The sequence below is a fragment of the Eubacteriales bacterium mix99 genome, assembly GCA_038396605.1.
In the GTDB taxonomy this organism is placed as follows: domain Bacteria; phylum Bacillota; class Clostridia; order Caldicoprobacterales; family DTU083; genus UBA4874.
This window is the reverse complement of sequence record CP121690.1, coordinates 1,055,615-1,071,354: the sequence shown is the minus strand read 5'-3', so window position 1 is coordinate 1,071,354 and position 15,740 is coordinate 1,055,615. Positions and strand designations below refer to the sequence as shown.

Sequence of the window (15,740 nt, the reverse complement as noted above, 5' to 3'; positions counted from 1 at the left end):
GGTCTTTTGAAGCGATCGATGCACCAGTCATTGTGCTCCGCCAAACCAGTCATCCAGAATCGGAATGTCCTTCTTCACGACATAACCGCTTCCGCCTCTCCCCTTTACATCCTCCACCATGCTGAGGAGAAGCAAGGGCTTTTCCGTATCCGGATCCGCCGTAAAGACACCGAACCATCCCAGTTCCGTCCCAGTTTTATCTTCTTTTGTTGACTTGATTTCTGCCGTTCCGGTTTTCCCTGCCAGGGAAACATCCCCACGATAAGCCTCATGCCCTGTTCCCTGTTTTGACTGCAGGACCTGCTTCATCGCATTTTCAATCAGCTCCGCCTGTTCCGGCTCATATGCAGAGGGAATCCATACCTCCCGCCGGCCTTCCTCCTGATACAGCAGATACGGTTTGATCACATCTCCCTGATTTGCAAAGCCGGTATACAATGCAGCAAGGTGGATGGGATTCATCAGTATTTGTCCCTGCCCATATCCGCTGTCCGCCACCTGGATTTCAGATTCCATCTGTTTGGTGTTGGAATATTGGGATTCCGCCACGGAAATCTCAAACGGAAGCTTCCTGCCAAATCCCAACTCATCCAGCCCTGCCTGCAGCTTTTCCTTCCCGATTTTCAGCGCAGCCCTGGCAAAATAAACGTTGTCGGAACAGATCAGTGCATTTTGCAGAACAGCCGGTTTTGCCGCATGAAGAGTCTTTACATAATAATTTCCCCAACTGCTGTCCTTCTGCCAATCAAGGCCTGTATTTCCAATATCTTCCTGAGGATCAATCGTACCTGTCTTCAGTCCGATTGCCGCAATAATCGGCTTGAAAGAAGAACCCGGGGATAATTTCTGACGGAACCGGTTCATGAGAGGCTTTCCTTCATCCTCCTTCAGGGAGTTCCAGGATTCATCATCCATTCCCAGCAAAAGATCATTGCCGTCAAAGGTCGGGGTGCTGACAAGCGCCAGCACTTCGCCTGTATAAGGATTCATGGCTACCGAACAGCTTTTTTCACCGGCAAATTTCTGATAGATATTCTGCTGCAGATTGGAATCAATGGTAAGGGCAATATCCTTTCCGTCCTGCTTCGCGATATCTGCAGGAACATCTTTTTTCTGCCCCTTCGAATCGACTATGGCGATCTCCACTCCATCCTGCCCTTTTAATTCCTTCTCATACAGGCTTTCCATCCCGCTTCTGCCAATCATGCTGTTTTCATGGTATCCTTCTCCCGAATGCTCTTTCAGATCCTCCGCAGTTACTTTCTGAAGATATCCGATTAAATGGGAGCTGGCCATGCCGGTGGGATACTGCCGGATTTCCATATCGGACAGCATCACCCCCGGAATCGACAAAAGAGCTTCATCCCGCTCTTTTTTCCGTGTTGTTTTTTCATCCGGCTCTTCCGACAGTTTCTCCGGCTGCGTTAACTTTTCTACGGTTTTGAGGGGGACAAAGGAATCCGCTGTTACCCATTTGGCTCCCAGCCTTTTTCTGATTTCCTCCGGGGAAATCCCTGTTATCTCCGCCAGTTTCCCGATGTCCTGACTGCTGTCTTCCCTCATCTTTCCCGGGACAAGCCCTACCAAGGAAGCCGTTCCTTCCCCGGCAAGCACGACTCCGTTCCGATCCAGGATCCTGCCGCGTTTTGCTTCCTCCCTGGATACCTTTACCTTATCGCCGGAGGTTAATTCCGGAAAAATCATGCTGTCTTCCCAATGCAGCATATAGGGATTCTCTTTCTCCTGACCGGCTTGAAACACCGCCTGATTGGAAAAAGAGACTTTTCCGGCCACGGTATCCATGGTTACTTCATATTGAACCGTGGTTCCTTCTTTTCTGCTCTTTTCCACATCCGTGGCTTTTACCCTGATATTTTTTGCCTGAATTCCTTCATAGATCCTTTGATTTCTGGAGATAAAATTCTCTTTCGAAATCTTTTCCCTGCTTTTCTTCTCCAGCATCCGATACATTTCTTCATACTTTCCTTTTTCAATATCGGAATAATACTGTTCCAACAGCTGATCCGGCTTCACCCGGCTCTCCGTCCTGTGCTGAAGCAGCTCCATAATAGGGACCTTCTTCTGTACGAACAATCCCCCTATCGCCAGCAATAAAATACAACCGACACTTAACAGCAAAATGGTCTTCTTTTTGCTTTTTCCCTTTCCCATATCCATCTTTCCTTTATTTGGATCGCTCGTTTCGCAGCCAGAATAAGTCATACTCCCTGACCAATGCGTCGATCTGCGGTTTGATATATTCCTTACACCATTTCCGCTGACCTTCGCGGTTCAAATGCATCCCATCCGGCAAAAACAGCGAAGTGTCATAATCCTTTCCGTCATAAGTCATGGACGTGGTATCCACAAAATACATATAATCCGGGGAATCACAGTATTTTCTCAGCTTGTCATTGATCTTCATCGTCAGCGACGCATACCGGCTTCTGCCGGGAAGCAGAAGTCCGCTCATTACAACCAGCTTTGCTTCCGGTAATTTTTCATAAACCGTATCAAACATTTTTTTCTTATAAGCCATGCATGCAGCGGCAATTTCGTGTTCGGTACCGGTCTGATCCACATAATCGTTGGAACCGGTCTGGAAGAAGACCAGGGACGGATGATACGGATACAGTATTCGGTCCGCATTTTCCAAAAGATCCTTGTCCGTACATCCGCCGAACCCATGATTCTGTACCTTGTACTCACTGAGGTCATCTTCCAGATCTGTCCACATCCTGAAGTTGGATGCGCCGTAAAAAATAATCTCATTCTGACGCTTCAGGCTATACTTATTCGCAATGGCATTGACTTCTTCTTCAAACATAGGCAAAACAGTTCCTCCCCCGTTTCTCTTTTGTTGGTTAACATCCCCCGAAATTTTTTAATACTCCTGCCGGTTCTTTTCATAACTTGCAAACTGGGTATACTGCCCCAGCCACACCAGCTCCACGGTGCCTGTGGGGCCATTCCTCTGCTTTGCAATAATTGCCTCGGCAATATTCTGCTTCTCCGAATCCGGATTGTAGTATTCATCCCGATACAGAAACACCACAAGATCGGCATCCTGTTCAATGGCACCGGACTCCCTCAGGTCACTCAGCATGGGCCGGTGATCCTGTCTGGCTTCGGGTCCGCGGCTGAGCTGGGAAAGGGTCACAACAGGCACTTCCAACTCCCTGGCCAACGCCTTGAGGGATCGGGATATATCCGAAACTTCCTGCTGTCTGGACTCGATGTTCCCCCGTCCGGACATCAGCTGAAGATAATCAATCACGATCATCCCCAGACCATGCTCCAGTTTCAGCCTTCTGGCCTTGGACCGGATTTCCATGGCAGAAATGGCCGGTGTGTCGTCAATATAAATCGGAGCCTGGGACAGAGGCGTTGCCGCATGCACCAGCCTGATCCAATCCTCTTCCGCCAGATCCCCGGTACGAATCTTCTGGAGCTCAATATGCGCCTGACAGCTGAGCATACGCTGCACCAGCTGCTCCCTGGACATTTCCAGACTGAAAATAGCCACCGGCACTTTGGAATGGACGGCTGCATATTGAGCGATGTTGAGGGCAAAACTGGTTTTCCCCATGGATGGCCGCCCGGCAATCAGAACAAAATCCGACGGATTCAGCCCGGATGTGCGCAGGTCAAAATCCCGAAACCCAGTGGCAACCCCTACAATCTTACCCTTGTTCTTTGCCAGTTCCTCAATCCTGGAGTACGTATCCAGCAGAATGGTTTTTATGGGCTCAAAATCCCGATCATTTTTCCGCTGGGAGATATCAAATATCTTTTTCTCTGCATGATCGATGATGATATCCAGGTCCTCGGAAGCTGCATAGCTTTCCTGCATAATATCGCCGGAAGCGGCAATCAATCTGCGGAGAATCGCTTTTTCCTCCACAATCCGGATGTAATACCGCACGTTGGCGGTGCTGGGCACCGACATGGACAGATCGGAGATATAGGTGCCGCCTCCCACCGATTCCAGAGTTCCCCTCTGGCGCAGGGCTTCTGCCAAAGTGACCAGGTCCGCCGGCATGCCGCGGTCGTAAATATCCAGGATCGCCTCATAAATCTCCCTGTGTGCATCGGAATAAAAATCCTCCCCATGCAGTACTTCTGCCGCGGCGGCTACCGCCTCTTTATCCAGAAGCATTGATCCAAGAACCGACTGCTCGGCTTCCATGCTGTTCGGAGGAATACGCTGCTTTAATTGTTGTATAGAACCGGATTCCATTCTCCAGAGCCTCCCATGAATTGCCTCTCTACTCTTCCTCCACCTTTACATTCAGCATGGCGGTTACTTCAGGATAAACCTTTACCTCCAGACGGAAATTCCCCAGGTTTCGGATGGGCTCCGGCAACACAATCTTCTTCCGGTCAATATTCAGATGATGCCGGGACTTCAGGGTATCGGCAATCTCCTTATTCGTCACGGAACCAAACAGCTTGCCGTTCTCCCCGCTTTTGGCCTTTACCGTCACCTGCATACCGGACAGGGCTTGCGCCTGCTTCTTTGCTTCCTCCAGTTCTGTTTCCTTGCGCTTATCCTCTGCAGCCTGCCGGTTCTTCAATTCATTCAGGCCCTGACTGGTGGCCTGAACCGCCAGCTTATGGGGCAGCAGATAATTGCGTGCATAACCGTCGCTGACGTTGACAACCTCGCCTTTTTGTCCCTTGTTTTTTACATCTTCCAATAAAATTACCTTCATTTGTTTTCTCCTTCCTCACTGAATTCTTTCAAATATTCCTCAACGGCATCCATAACCCGCTGTCTGGCTTCTTCCATTGAGATATCCCCCAGCTGTGCGCCGGCCATGGTCAAATGCCCTCCACCTCCCAGCTTTTCCAATATCAGCTGCATATTGATGCTGCCAAAGGAACGTCCACTGATCATAATGCCTTCCGGAGTGGAACACAGAACCACCGATGCCGAAATCCCCTGAATGGCCAGCAGGCTGTCTGCTGCCTGCGCTGCAATCAGCTGGGCATTGGGCGTGTCGGGTGGGCACTCCGACATGGCAATGCCCTGCTGAATCATCGTTGCCCTTTTTACCGTTTCCGACCGGCTGACAAAGGTATCCATATCATCCCGGAACAACTGGCGGACGGAAGTGGGATTCGCTCCCAATCTGCGCAGATAGGATGCTGCCTCATAGGTCCGGACTCCGGTCTTGAAAATAAAATTCTTGGTGTCCATGGTGATCCCTGCCAGCAATGCATCGGCTTCCAGAGGATTTACTTTTATATTCTCACCGAAGTACTGCATGACCTCAGTTACCAGCTCACTGGCCGAAGACGCATAGGACTCCAGATAAGTCAGCGTGGCATTTTCAATGGAATCCCCGCTCCTTCTGTGATGGTCAAAGACCACAATATGCTCCGCTTTTCGGACCAGATCCGGAGCCTCCGTAAAGCCGGGCCGGTTGGTATCCACTACAACCAGCAGCGTATCATGATCCATTTGCTCCATCGCATCCTCCGGGCGGATAAAAAGCCCGTTGTAGGCTTCTTTTTCCTGCAGCCTCTTCATCAGGGGCTCCACGGAAACATTGGATTTGTTCAGTACAATATGGGCCTCCCGGCCGACGTGCCTGGCGCAGCAGTAAATTCCCAATGCGGAACCAATGGAATCCAGATCCGGGATTTCGTGGCTCATGATAAATACGGTATTGGAATGCTCCATCAGCTCCCACAGCGCATTGGCAATCACCCTGGACTTCACCTTTGTCCGTTTCTCCACTCCCTGGCTCTTTCCGCCGTAAAAGAACAGCTTCGTACCCTGTTTGACAACGGCCTGATCCCCTCCGCGTCCCAAAGCCAGGTCCACAGCCGACAGTGCACTGATGCTGGACTGTGCAGGGTTTTCCGCATCCAGTCCCACACCGATGCTGAGGGTAACCGGGATCCGGTTGCCGGCCTGGATCCCCCGCACCCGGTCAAGGATGTTGAATCGTTCCTTCTGCAGCTTTTTCAGTGCCTGCGCCTCCATGACCACAATAAACTTCTCCCGGTCATATTTGACCCAGGCGGCATGAATACCAACTGCCCACTCTGCAATGCCGGATTCAATCTCCGCAAGAACCGCTGCTCTTCTGGTATCCTCCGTATTGGCCAGGACTTCGTCATAATTGTCCACCCTGATATGGGCGATCACGATCCTCTGTGCCTGATACAATGCACGGATCCGGTGTTCCTCCGTGATATCCAGCCAATAGATCAGGAAGATCACCTTGCTTTTGCGGCTGTCATTTCCCGTCTTGACAGGCGTCCACAGAACTTGATACCATTTATTGTGAAAGAACAGATCATGATGACTTTCCTTCCGGGAGTCGCCAAACCTGGATGGCGTCAGTTCCGGTACAAAGTCATGAATATTGCGCTCCAGCAGCTTTTCCCCCTGAAACAGTTCCCCGAACTGGGGATTGTACCAGGTAATGTCCCCTCCCGCCTCGATGACCACCAGGGGAACGGGGATACTCAATACCGCATTCTTGGTGGCCCAGTCAATATCCTCCGACAGAGCTTCCAGGTAACTGTTCCATTCTACCTTGCGGCGGCGCACAATTCTCCGGTTATAACAAGCCAGAAGCAGAAAGACAAGAAGAGCCATTCCGCCGACCCGGTAATCAAATCGTAAAAGGACCAGGGCCAAAAACAGGACAACAGCCAAATAAATCCTGGCTTCCGGCAGGTTCAGTTTCTTGAAATGGTTTTTCATCGCCCTTCCCTACCTTCTGTTTAGTTCTTGTTGAGAATAAATTTATCCCGATACCGCTTCCGTAACCGAAAAATATGGTCCAGTATCCCCAGAAGAGGCAGTCCAAACCCCAGAAGCAGATAAAGAAAAACAGCCAGCAGCAGCCGAAAAACAAAAGGAATCCGAACTGCTTTCAGAAAAAACCATAATGCCGAAAGGCCCAGCACCATAAAAAGAAATGAAATCAATGCGGTGACCGTAGAATATACCACTTCAAAGTTTGGAATCCCCATCCAGCTGCCAAACAGGGTAATCAGCAGCAGGACAATCAAGCCAAACCCCATCCCCCTGGGCAGCTTCCATTCCGCAAATGCAGGGATCTGTCTCATGTCGCGGCCGGACTTCTTCATGATAAAACAAATCACAAGAAATAAAAATGCTCCGTGAACAATGGAATAAATCAGAAGCGAAGCGGGCACTGCCTGCTTCATCTGCTGTATCATAAAATCGGCCAGCTGCTGTGCAGAAGTAAAATTCTTGAATATCCCCAATTCATGATACCTGGACAAAATTTCATCTGTATTGACTGCGCCGCTGGTCAATACCTGCCGAAAGGAGTTCCATACTGCGTCAAAAGCCGATTGTCCGGTTCTCATGGAATAAACCTTTAAATACAGTAATATGGAAAGCAGGACACTCCCGGATGACAATAAAATATTCTCATAGAAATCGGACCGCTTTCCCAGTTTCCAGGCCTGCAGCACAATCAGCACAATTGGCAGAGCAATGAGGAAAAAGCCCGAGACAAACTGCAAATTCATTTCAACACCTCAAATATTTCTTTCAACCCTCTTTCCCGGTTTTACAGTATTCACCGAGAGAGGTCAGGTCCCCATAATACTTTTCCACATCGTGCTCCTCCACAATGCCAAGGCGGATTTTGCGTTCGATCCTGCGGCCAATCGTATCATAGGAGATACCCAGCCTCTTTCCAAGCAAATAAGCAGCAACAATCATACTGGAAAGACAATCCGCCAACGCTTCCTGGGATCCTTTGATGCCATTGGCCAGCAGCCGGTAAATCTCTGCTACTGATGTCAGGATTTCACTTTTCAGCCATTCCACCAATCGTATATTCTTTGCAATGTCCAGCTCTGCATCTTTTGCCATCTGAAGCAGGCCACCACCTTTCCCGGCATCCTGCCAAGCCTGCCCGGGCTTGCCAGGCCTGTCCGTCCTTTCACCGGCGCCCCGCCACAGACAGGGAGCGGGCATATAAATACACAATTATTTTATACGTATCCCGTCTCTTTGTCAATATTGGTAATTCCATCCCATTCCGTCCCTTTCCATACATCATTATCCAATACCGCATTCCATCCCCCTGTCACGAATCCATATAGAACAAAAACCGTTCCGGTAATGGAACGGCTTTTTCTTTACTCCGCAGAGTAAGGCAGCAGTGCAATGTGACGGGCTCTTTTAATTGCCGTGGTCACCTGACGCTGATGCTTTGCGCAGTTGCCTGATATTCTTCTGGGAAGAATCTTGCCCCGCTCTGTAATATACTTTCTCAGTTTGAATACGTCCTTGTAATCAATCGTATCCACTTTATCTGCACAGAAAGCACATACCCGTCTCTTGGGCCTTCTGTTCCTCTGTCTTCTTGCATTATCAGCCATTCTCCTGCCTCCTGTTCATTTAGAATGGAAGTTCATCGTCATCCACATCCAATGGAGAGAATCCATCCGGTTCGGATGCTCCATTGCCGGTAGGTTTGGAATTTCCGCTGCCCGGTATCGGCGCATTTCCAGGTGCACCGCCGGAATTCGGATTCCTCTCCAGGAACTGAACTTCGTCTGCCACAACTTCAGTGATATAACGCTTCAGACCGTCATTGCCTTCATAACTTCTCACCTGCATACGTCCGGACACTGCAACAAGCCTGCCCTTTGTCAGATACCTGGCACAGGTCTCCGCCAGGCTGCGCCACGCAACAACGGGGATAAAGTCCGTTTCCCTTTCTCCCTGTTGATTGGTAAAATTCCGATCAACAGCTATGGTAAAGGATGTAACGCTTATATTGTTTGAAGTGGATCTGAGTTCGGGATCCCTTGTTAAACGTCCGATCAAAATAGCTTTGTTTAACATTAATCAACACCCGCCTTTTTTTCATCTTCACGAATCGTCAGAAAGCGTATTATATCATCGGTTATTTTATAAACACGTTCCAGCTCATGCGGCACGGTCGGTTCAGCAGTAAAATTCACAAGAACATAGTAGCCTTCCTTGAAATCCTGAATCGGATAGGCCAGCCTTCTTTTGCCCCACTCGTCCACATTATCAACGTGACCGCCTTGCTGCTCAATCAAAGTGTTGAACTTTTCCATCAGAGCCTTCAAGCCTTCCTCTTCCACTGTAGGCTTGATGACATAAATCGTTTCGTATTTATTCATAGTCTGCTCACCTCCTCCTGGACAAACGGCCCTGCATATTCTGCAGAGCAAGGATGTTATTTAAAACAAGTATATCATCGAATATTGCGTTATGCAACCTGAATTTGATTTTTATTATTTCCGTAAATCGCGTTTCTGTGCATAACCCATGCTGATTTCATTGAATTTATCAAGAATATCATCGACTTTTAATTGCTCCTTTTCCTTTTTCGACCGATCCATTACCATTTTACCCTGATGCATCATGACCAGCCGGGTTCCATATTCCACCGCATACCGCAGATTGTGTGTCACCATAATGGTGGTGATTCCCTTCGCCTTTACGATCTTGTCCGTTAGCTCCATAATCCGTTCCGCCGTGCCAGGATCCAGCGCTGCGGTATGCTCATCCAGAATCAGGAATTCGATGGGGGTCATGGTGGACATCAGCAAAGCCAGGGCCTGCCGCTGACCGCCGGACAGGGCTCCTACCGGAATGTCCGGATTCTCCTCCAGTCCCAGGTTCAGCTCCCGGAGAGCCTCCCGGTACCGGGAGATTCGTTTCGCATCAATCCCTTTCTTCAGTCCAAAGGCTTTCCCCTTATTATCCGCCAGGGACAGATTTTCAAGAAGAGTCATGCCGGGACAGGTGCCCATAGCCGGATCCTGAAAGACCCTTCCGATAAACTTCAGTCTTTTGTACTCGGGCATGCCGGTGATGTCCTTTCCCCGGAGGATAATTTTCCCACAGTCCAACGGAATGCTGCCGCATATCATATTCAGCAAGGATGTTTTCCCTGAGCCGTTGCTCCCTACCACCGTTACGAACTCCCGATCCCCCACGGTAAAATTAAAATGGTCAAATAAACAGAGTTCGTGAGCCGTACCCGGATTATAATGCTTCTGAATCCCCCGCAGCTCAAGCATTTGCCGTCACCTGCCCTTTTTGCCCGTTGCTCACGGCCAGAATCAGCAGAAACAGCACGGCTGTAATCAGCTTCAGATCGGAAGCGGCCATGCCAAGGGAAATGGCAGCAGACACGCATGTCTTGTAGACGATGGAGCCAAAGATCACTGCGGTTGTCGCTTTTACAGAGGATCGCCTCTGAAACAGTTTCATCCCGATAATGACACTGGCAAGACCGATCACCATGGTGCCGGTTCCGGTGGAAATCTCAAAGAATCCGCTTTTCTGACAATAGAGACAGCCGGACAGGGCAACAAACGCATTGGAAATGGACAATCCAATGATTTTAACCGTGCCCTTGTCCTTTGCCAGGGAGGTGACCAGGGCTTCGTTGTCCCCTGCAGCCCGGAGCAGACTCCCGGATTTTGTGCCAAGATACCAATCCAGCAGCCGCTTCATGACCATTCCCATCAGAAACAGGAGGAGAACTGCCAGAAAGGGCCGGACACCGGTCGGAACCCATTTGTCCAGAAAAGTATTGTCAAAGATGGTTTCCCTGGAGAACACAGGTACATTGGCTCTGCCTGCAATCCGCAGGTTCAGGGAATACAGGGCGGTCATCATGATAATGCCGGACAGCAGATCCCTTACCCGGAGCTTTATATGAATCAGTCCGGTCAGCATTCCGGCAGCTGCCCCTGCAAAAAAGGAAACAGGCAGAGTAACCAGGGGATTCACACCAGCCTGGAGCAGGGCTGCAGTAACCGCTCCTCCCAGCGGAAAGGTTCCGTCCACGGACAGGTCCGGAAAGTTCAGTATCCGGTAAGTAAGATATACCCCCAGCGCCATAATCGCATAAGTCAGGCCTTCCTCCAATATTCCTGTTATAATATCCGTCATGCCTTTTCACCTCCTGGCTGTTCCGTTACAATATCTGTCATATTTCTTCACCTCCTGGCTGTTAGGATTCCCCCTGATGTTCCGCTATCCTGTCGAACATTTCCCCTGCGGTACCGGTCAGTTCCTCCGGTATGGAAATCCCGAGATTTTTGGCAACAGCGGTATTCCCGTAAAAGGAAGCTTCCTTACATACCTTAAAAGGGATTTCCTCTGCCCTCGCTTCGCCTTTCAGCACCTTGCCTGCCATTTTTCCGGTCTGAATGCCCAGCTCATAATAATCCAGCCCGACGGCAGCCAGACATCCGATTTTTACCTGCTCAATCTCGCTGCCAAACACCGGGATCCCTTTCCGGCCTGCTTTCTCCAGAATCAACGGGAGAGAACTGACTACGGTGTTATCTGTCAGATTACAGAGGCAATCGACTTTGGTAAGCAATTGATCCGCTGCCAGCGGAATATCAGCCGATACGGAAATTCCGCTTTCCACAATCTTAAAATCATAGGCGGGCGCTGCATCCCGGTACTCCTGAACGGTGGAAATGGAATTGACTTCACTGGTGCTGTACAGAATACCAATTTTTTTTGCATCCGGCAGGATGGTACGAATCATCTCCAGCTGCTGTTCCACGGGAAGCCGGTCACTGGTTCCGGTGACATTCCCGGTCGGGGTACCATCCTCCCTGGCCAGCTCCGCGGCAACGGGATCGTTGACGGCGGTATAGATCACCGGAGTGTCTGCTTTTCCCGCCGCACGGAAAGCACTCTGCGCCATCGGCGTGCCAATGGCAGCAATCAGATCGGCCCTGCCGGCAACAATACTGTCTGCAATCTGATTGGCAGTGCCTCCATCTGCCTGTGCATTTTCATACCGAACCCTCAGGTTTTTGCCCTCCGTAAAACCTTCCTTCGCAAGCCCGGCGAGAAATCCTTCCCTGCAGTTGTCCAGCGAACCGTGCTCCGCAAACTGCGCAATTCCCACCGTATACTTTCCTGCCGCTGCTCCTTTTTCCGTGCATCCGGAAGCTGCAGTGAGAAGCAAACCAAGTGCAGACAGCATCGCCGATATCCGTTTCATCCGTTTCATTTGACATCCTCCCCCAATTAATTTTTCACTTAAAAATCCGCTGCTTCCCTTCCATTATCCGGATGGTATGCTCCCGTAGCTCCAAAAAACAAAAAACGTCTCAAGCATTGCCTGAGACGAATAAATCCGTGGTGCCACTCAAATTGACATAAGTCCACTCTCTTCCTATACCATCATATAGGCCATATCAAATAACGGGTATGGTTCCGTCAACGCCTACTTCGATGGCGGATCTCCCCTTCTCTCCCTGGAATATCCGGAAAACGGATTCCTCCGTCCGGTTCCTTTTGGGACTGCCGGATCCAAGTATCCCGTCATCGTTCGGGTTGCCCTCAAAAGCCCATTCAGCTTAAAACTCCATATCGCATTCCCACCGACGGCGACTCTCTGTCATGTCGTAAAAAGCCTACTCCTCTTTCTCAACGGTTTTCAATTGATATCTTTATGGTAATCCGTTTATGCAGTTTTGTCAATCACCAATTTTTGCTTTTTGAAATCCACAGCACAAATGCAGGGCAGGACATGCAGCCATGCCCTGCCCTGCCGGTTCCGAATCCTTTTCCCTTCAGAGGATTTTGATCAGCATGGTCTTCGCCTCGTTGAATTCGATCCGGATGATCTTATCCTTTTCGAGGCGTTTCATCATGTCGCTGAATTTTTTAAATCCAATCTGGCGTTCGTCAAAATCCGGGTACTTTTTCTGAAGCTCGGACTTGATGATACTGGGATTGACACGGTTAAATCCACTGTTTTTCAGCCTGGTCAGGAGGTTCTGCAGAATACTGACCCAATTGGACTTGCTGATCTCCCCTGACAGATTTTTTTGATCGCCGAGTAATTTCACCTTCAGGGAGTTGTTGTCACCGAAGACCTTTATGGTATGGTATCGGGTCTCCATAACATTCAGCAGTTTGCCAAAGGAACTGTAGCCGTAGCTCTTTTCACTGAACTCCGGCCGCAGACGCAGCAACGTCTTTTTCAGTTCACTGACAAACATGGTACCGTCCGTATCTGCCTGATCACTGATGATTTTTTCCAGAACCTCTGAAAGATCATCCGGATCACTGTAGGTATCGTCTTCGTCCGATGCCGGGCTGGAAGAATCCGTCGTAACGGATTCCAGAAAAATAAACTCATTGCATGCCTTGATAAATATGTTGGAAGCCACTTCGGAACGGGAAATGCCCAGCACATACTTGCCCATGGACTTTAGTTTCCCAACCAGGGGGGTATAGTCACTGTCGCCGGACACGATACAGAAACAGTCTATCAGGTCATTGGTATAAGCGACATCCAGAGCATCGATGACCAACTGTATATCCAAATTGTTTTTCTGGTTTACGCCGTACTTGATGGATGGCAGGACATTGAAGGTATTGGAAAGCAATACCTCCTTCAGCCCGGAGAAAGCCTCCTGATAACCGTACACCTTGCCAATCAGAATGTCGCCTTTTATCTTGATCTTCTCAATGACACGATTCAGGGTGATGACTTTGCCGCCGGTGTTTTCCAGATCAATGAATATCGCAAAATTCTTTTTATCCATACACACTCCAGATTTCTTATATTTTTCATTCCTGCTCCGGCATTTCTCTGTCCATCCATTACCATTTTTCATAATGAATCCTGGAAGGATCAAGCCGGTCTCCCACTTTGGGTTCCTCCGCCGGATAGCCAACGGCTATCAATGCAATGGGAAAAGTACTTTTGGGAAACGAAAGCGTTTCCTTTAAATAGCGCGAAACATCCGCTCCGGTGCGGATTCCGCACCACACTGCGCCAAGTCCCAGCCCATGGGCCGCGAGAAGCAGGTTCTCCGTTGCCGCAGAACAATCGTTCAAAAGAAAGTCATGCGTCTCCTGCACACTTTCATCTCCGCAGACCACGATACAGCAGGCAGCCTGTCCAATGGGCCTATGATATCTTTGAATCCTTGAAATCACGGCAAGCTGTTCCCTGTCCCGGATCACAACAAAATGCCAGGGCTTTTTGTTGTTGGCGGATGGGGCACACATGGCAGCCTCCAGTAATTTCTGCAGAGTCTCCTCATCAATGGGCCGATCGGTATAGGACCGAATGCTTCGCCTCGTTTGAATTGCCTGAAGTACATCCATAGATTACACACCTCCTTTCTTTTTTCATCCTTCCCGTTCCTTTTGCATCAGGGGCTGTCTGAGCAGCCTGATGCAGGATGGTCATGCATCCCTCTTTCCTGATTATACCACATTTGATTGCCCTATGGTGAGAAATTTCAGTGCCCGTTTTTCAGCGCCCGTCTTCACAGCAGAGGGCGGCAATGGCATGAGCATAGATTTTCGTATGGAGAATGAGATCATCGATAAAAATATGCTCGTCCGTTTCATGGGCAAGCTCCGGCCGGCCGGGAAACAGCGCTCCGAATGCCACTGCATTCTTCATGGCCCTTGCATAAGTTCCTCCACCGATGGCCAGTACCTTTGCAGGCTGTTCGGTCTGCTCCGTGTATACCTTCTTCAGCGTCTCAATCAGAAAACCTTCCTCCGGTACGTGCAGAGGAGCCTGGGCATTGCAGCACTCCACCCCGATACCGGTACCTTTCACAGCATTCTGCAGAATGTCCATAATCTGATCCTGGCTGTAACAAACCGGATAACGAATGTCAATCTCCGCCTCGCCATGGGCCTGATCCACCAGAATGGTACCAAGGTTCAGGGTCAGTGCACCGGACACTTCATCCTTCAAATCCAGGTTCAGGCCGGCACCGGTGGTATCCACACCGATTTTGTTGTTCAGGAACAGAAGAAACTGCTCCATATCACTGTTGCCCAGCCCCATGGTGCTCAGGAAAGCCAGCATTCTGCCAATGGCGTTGCTCCCCTTTTCCGGCGTGCTCGCATGGGCAGATACCCCTTTTGACCGTATCCGAATCCCTGAGTCCTCACAGAAGTCGGCAGTCAGCTCATAGCCGGAATACTGCTCCATACTGTGAAGATGCGTCAGGATTTTATCCTGATCTCCCGTGGGCAGGAAGCAGCAGGTGCATTCATCCGGCACCATATTGGAACGGTGTCCTCCTGTCAGGGACTTAATTTTCACGGCAGAATCTGCCCCCGCGGAAAAGTCCTTCTTCAGTTTGAAGGCCAGAATTCCCTTTTCCACATTGATGATCGGATAATCCGCATCAGGCGTGACTCCAAAGTCCGGCATGGGCTCTCTTTGAAAATAAGTCTCCATGTCCTTCCATCCGCTTTCTTCATCCGTGCCAAAAATGATCCGGACCTTCCGCTTCATCTTCTTACCGGACTCCATGACGGCTTTCATGCCGTACAGGGCGCCGATGGTGGGGCCTTTGTCGTCCGCCGTACCCCGTCCGTACATCCTGCCGTCCACAATTCTTGCCTCATAGGGCGGATAGGTCCATCCGCTTCCCTCCGGCACCACATCCAGATGACCAAGAATCGCCATGGTCTCGTCCCCCTCGCCGAACTCCGCGTATCCGGCATATCCGTCGATATTCTTTACGCGGAATCCCAGCCTTTCCGCTAAAGCCAAAGCATTGCGCAGCGCATGATCCACATTCTCCCCGAACGGCTTCCCCGGCAGCGGGGATGCCTCCACACTGGGGATCCGTACGATGTCCTGCACCGACCGGATCACATCCTCCCGGTGTTCCTCAACGTATTTGTTACAATCCATTTGTCTTCTCCCCTCCACATTTTTTCAATCATTCTT

At 49.9% G+C, this 15,740-nt stretch carries 16 protein-coding genes; all 16 read right to left on the bottom strand.

The features are described 5' to 3' along the window. Positions 1-27: 27 nt before the first annotated feature. Entirely contained in the window at positions 28-2,172 is a 2,145-nt protein-coding gene (locus tag QBE55_04450; GenBank protein ID WZL79413.1) for a penicillin-binding transpeptidase domain-containing protein, read from the bottom strand. 13 nt (positions 2,173-2,185) lie between these two features. Beyond that, positions 2,186-2,827 (bottom strand): GDSL-type esterase/lipase family protein, encoded by a 642-nt coding sequence (locus QBE55_04445; GenBank protein ID WZL79865.1) that lies wholly within the window; start codon positions 2,825-2,827, stop codon positions 2,186-2,188. A gap of 57 nt (positions 2,828-2,884) precedes the next feature. Then, positions 2,885-4,240: a replicative DNA helicase gene (gene dnaB / locus QBE55_04440; GenBank protein WZL79412.1), complete on the bottom strand. Its 1,356-nt coding sequence runs from the start codon at positions 4,238-4,240 to the stop codon at positions 2,885-2,887. Between the two features lie 28 nt (positions 4,241-4,268). Continuing rightward, entirely contained in the window at positions 4,269-4,715 is a 447-nt protein-coding gene (gene rplI, locus QBE55_04435; protein ID WZL79411.1) for a 50S ribosomal protein L9, read from the bottom strand. Then, positions 4,712-6,724 carry a DHH family phosphoesterase gene (locus QBE55_04430; GenBank protein WZL79410.1) on the bottom strand — a complete coding sequence of 671 codons (2,013 nt, stop codon included), beginning with the start codon at positions 6,722-6,724 and terminating at the stop codon, positions 4,712-4,714. Before QBE55_04430 ends, rplI begins: the two co-directional genes overlap by 4 nt. A gap of 20 nt (positions 6,725-6,744) precedes the next feature. Then, complete coding sequence (locus QBE55_04425) at positions 6,745-7,524, bottom strand: DUF2232 domain-containing protein (GenBank protein ID WZL79409.1); 780 nt, start codon at positions 7,522-7,524, stop codon at positions 6,745-6,747. 22 nt (positions 7,525-7,546) lie between these two features. Then, positions 7,547-7,873 carry a MazG-like family protein gene (locus QBE55_04420; protein ID WZL79864.1) on the bottom strand — a complete coding sequence of 109 codons (327 nt, stop codon included), beginning with the start codon at positions 7,871-7,873 and terminating at the stop codon, positions 7,547-7,549. 269 nt (positions 7,874-8,142) lie between these two features. Next, entirely contained in the window at positions 8,143-8,385 is a 243-nt protein-coding gene (rpsR, locus tag QBE55_04415; GenBank protein WZL79408.1) for a 30S ribosomal protein S18, read from the bottom strand. A gap of 19 nt (positions 8,386-8,404) precedes the next feature. Then, the gene (ssb, locus tag QBE55_04410; GenBank protein WZL79407.1) at positions 8,405-8,854 is read right to left on the bottom strand and encodes a single-stranded DNA-binding protein; all 450 of its coding nucleotides are present in this window, start codon (positions 8,852-8,854) and stop codon (positions 8,405-8,407) included. Then, positions 8,854-9,159, bottom strand: coding sequence for a 30S ribosomal protein S6 (rpsF, locus tag QBE55_04405; protein ID WZL79406.1), 306 nt, complete (start codon positions 9,157-9,159; stop codon positions 8,854-8,856). The genes ssb and rpsF overlap by 1 nt, the downstream gene beginning before the upstream one ends. 114 nt (positions 9,160-9,273) lie before the next feature. After that, positions 9,274-10,065, bottom strand: a complete 792-nt coding sequence (locus QBE55_04400; GenBank protein WZL79405.1) for an ATP-binding cassette domain-containing protein — start codon at positions 10,063-10,065, stop codon at positions 9,274-9,276. Then, positions 10,058-10,945 carry an ABC transporter permease gene (locus QBE55_04395; protein WZL79404.1) on the bottom strand — a complete coding sequence of 296 codons (888 nt, stop codon included), beginning with the start codon at positions 10,943-10,945 and terminating at the stop codon, positions 10,058-10,060. The genes QBE55_04400 and QBE55_04395 overlap by 8 nt, the downstream gene beginning before the upstream one ends. A 61-nt stretch (positions 10,946-11,006) precedes the next feature. Next, on the bottom strand, positions 11,007-12,029 hold the full coding sequence (locus QBE55_04390; protein WZL79403.1) for an ABC transporter substrate-binding protein: 1,023 nt from the start codon (positions 12,027-12,029) through the stop codon (positions 11,007-11,009). Positions 12,030-12,594: 565 nt separating this feature from the next. Then, entirely contained in the window at positions 12,595-13,575 is a 981-nt protein-coding gene (locus tag QBE55_04385; GenBank protein ID WZL79402.1) for an NYN domain-containing protein, read from the bottom strand. 58 nt (positions 13,576-13,633) lie between these two features. Next, positions 13,634-14,143: a nitroreductase family protein gene (locus QBE55_04380; protein WZL79401.1), complete on the bottom strand. Its 510-nt coding sequence runs from the start codon at positions 14,141-14,143 to the stop codon at positions 13,634-13,636. A 151-nt stretch (positions 14,144-14,294) separates the two neighbouring features. Then, positions 14,295-15,704 (bottom strand): dipeptidase PepV, encoded by a 1,410-nt coding sequence (gene pepV / locus QBE55_04375; GenBank protein ID WZL79400.1) that lies wholly within the window; start codon positions 15,702-15,704, stop codon positions 14,295-14,297. Positions 15,705-15,740: the final 36 nt, after the last annotated feature.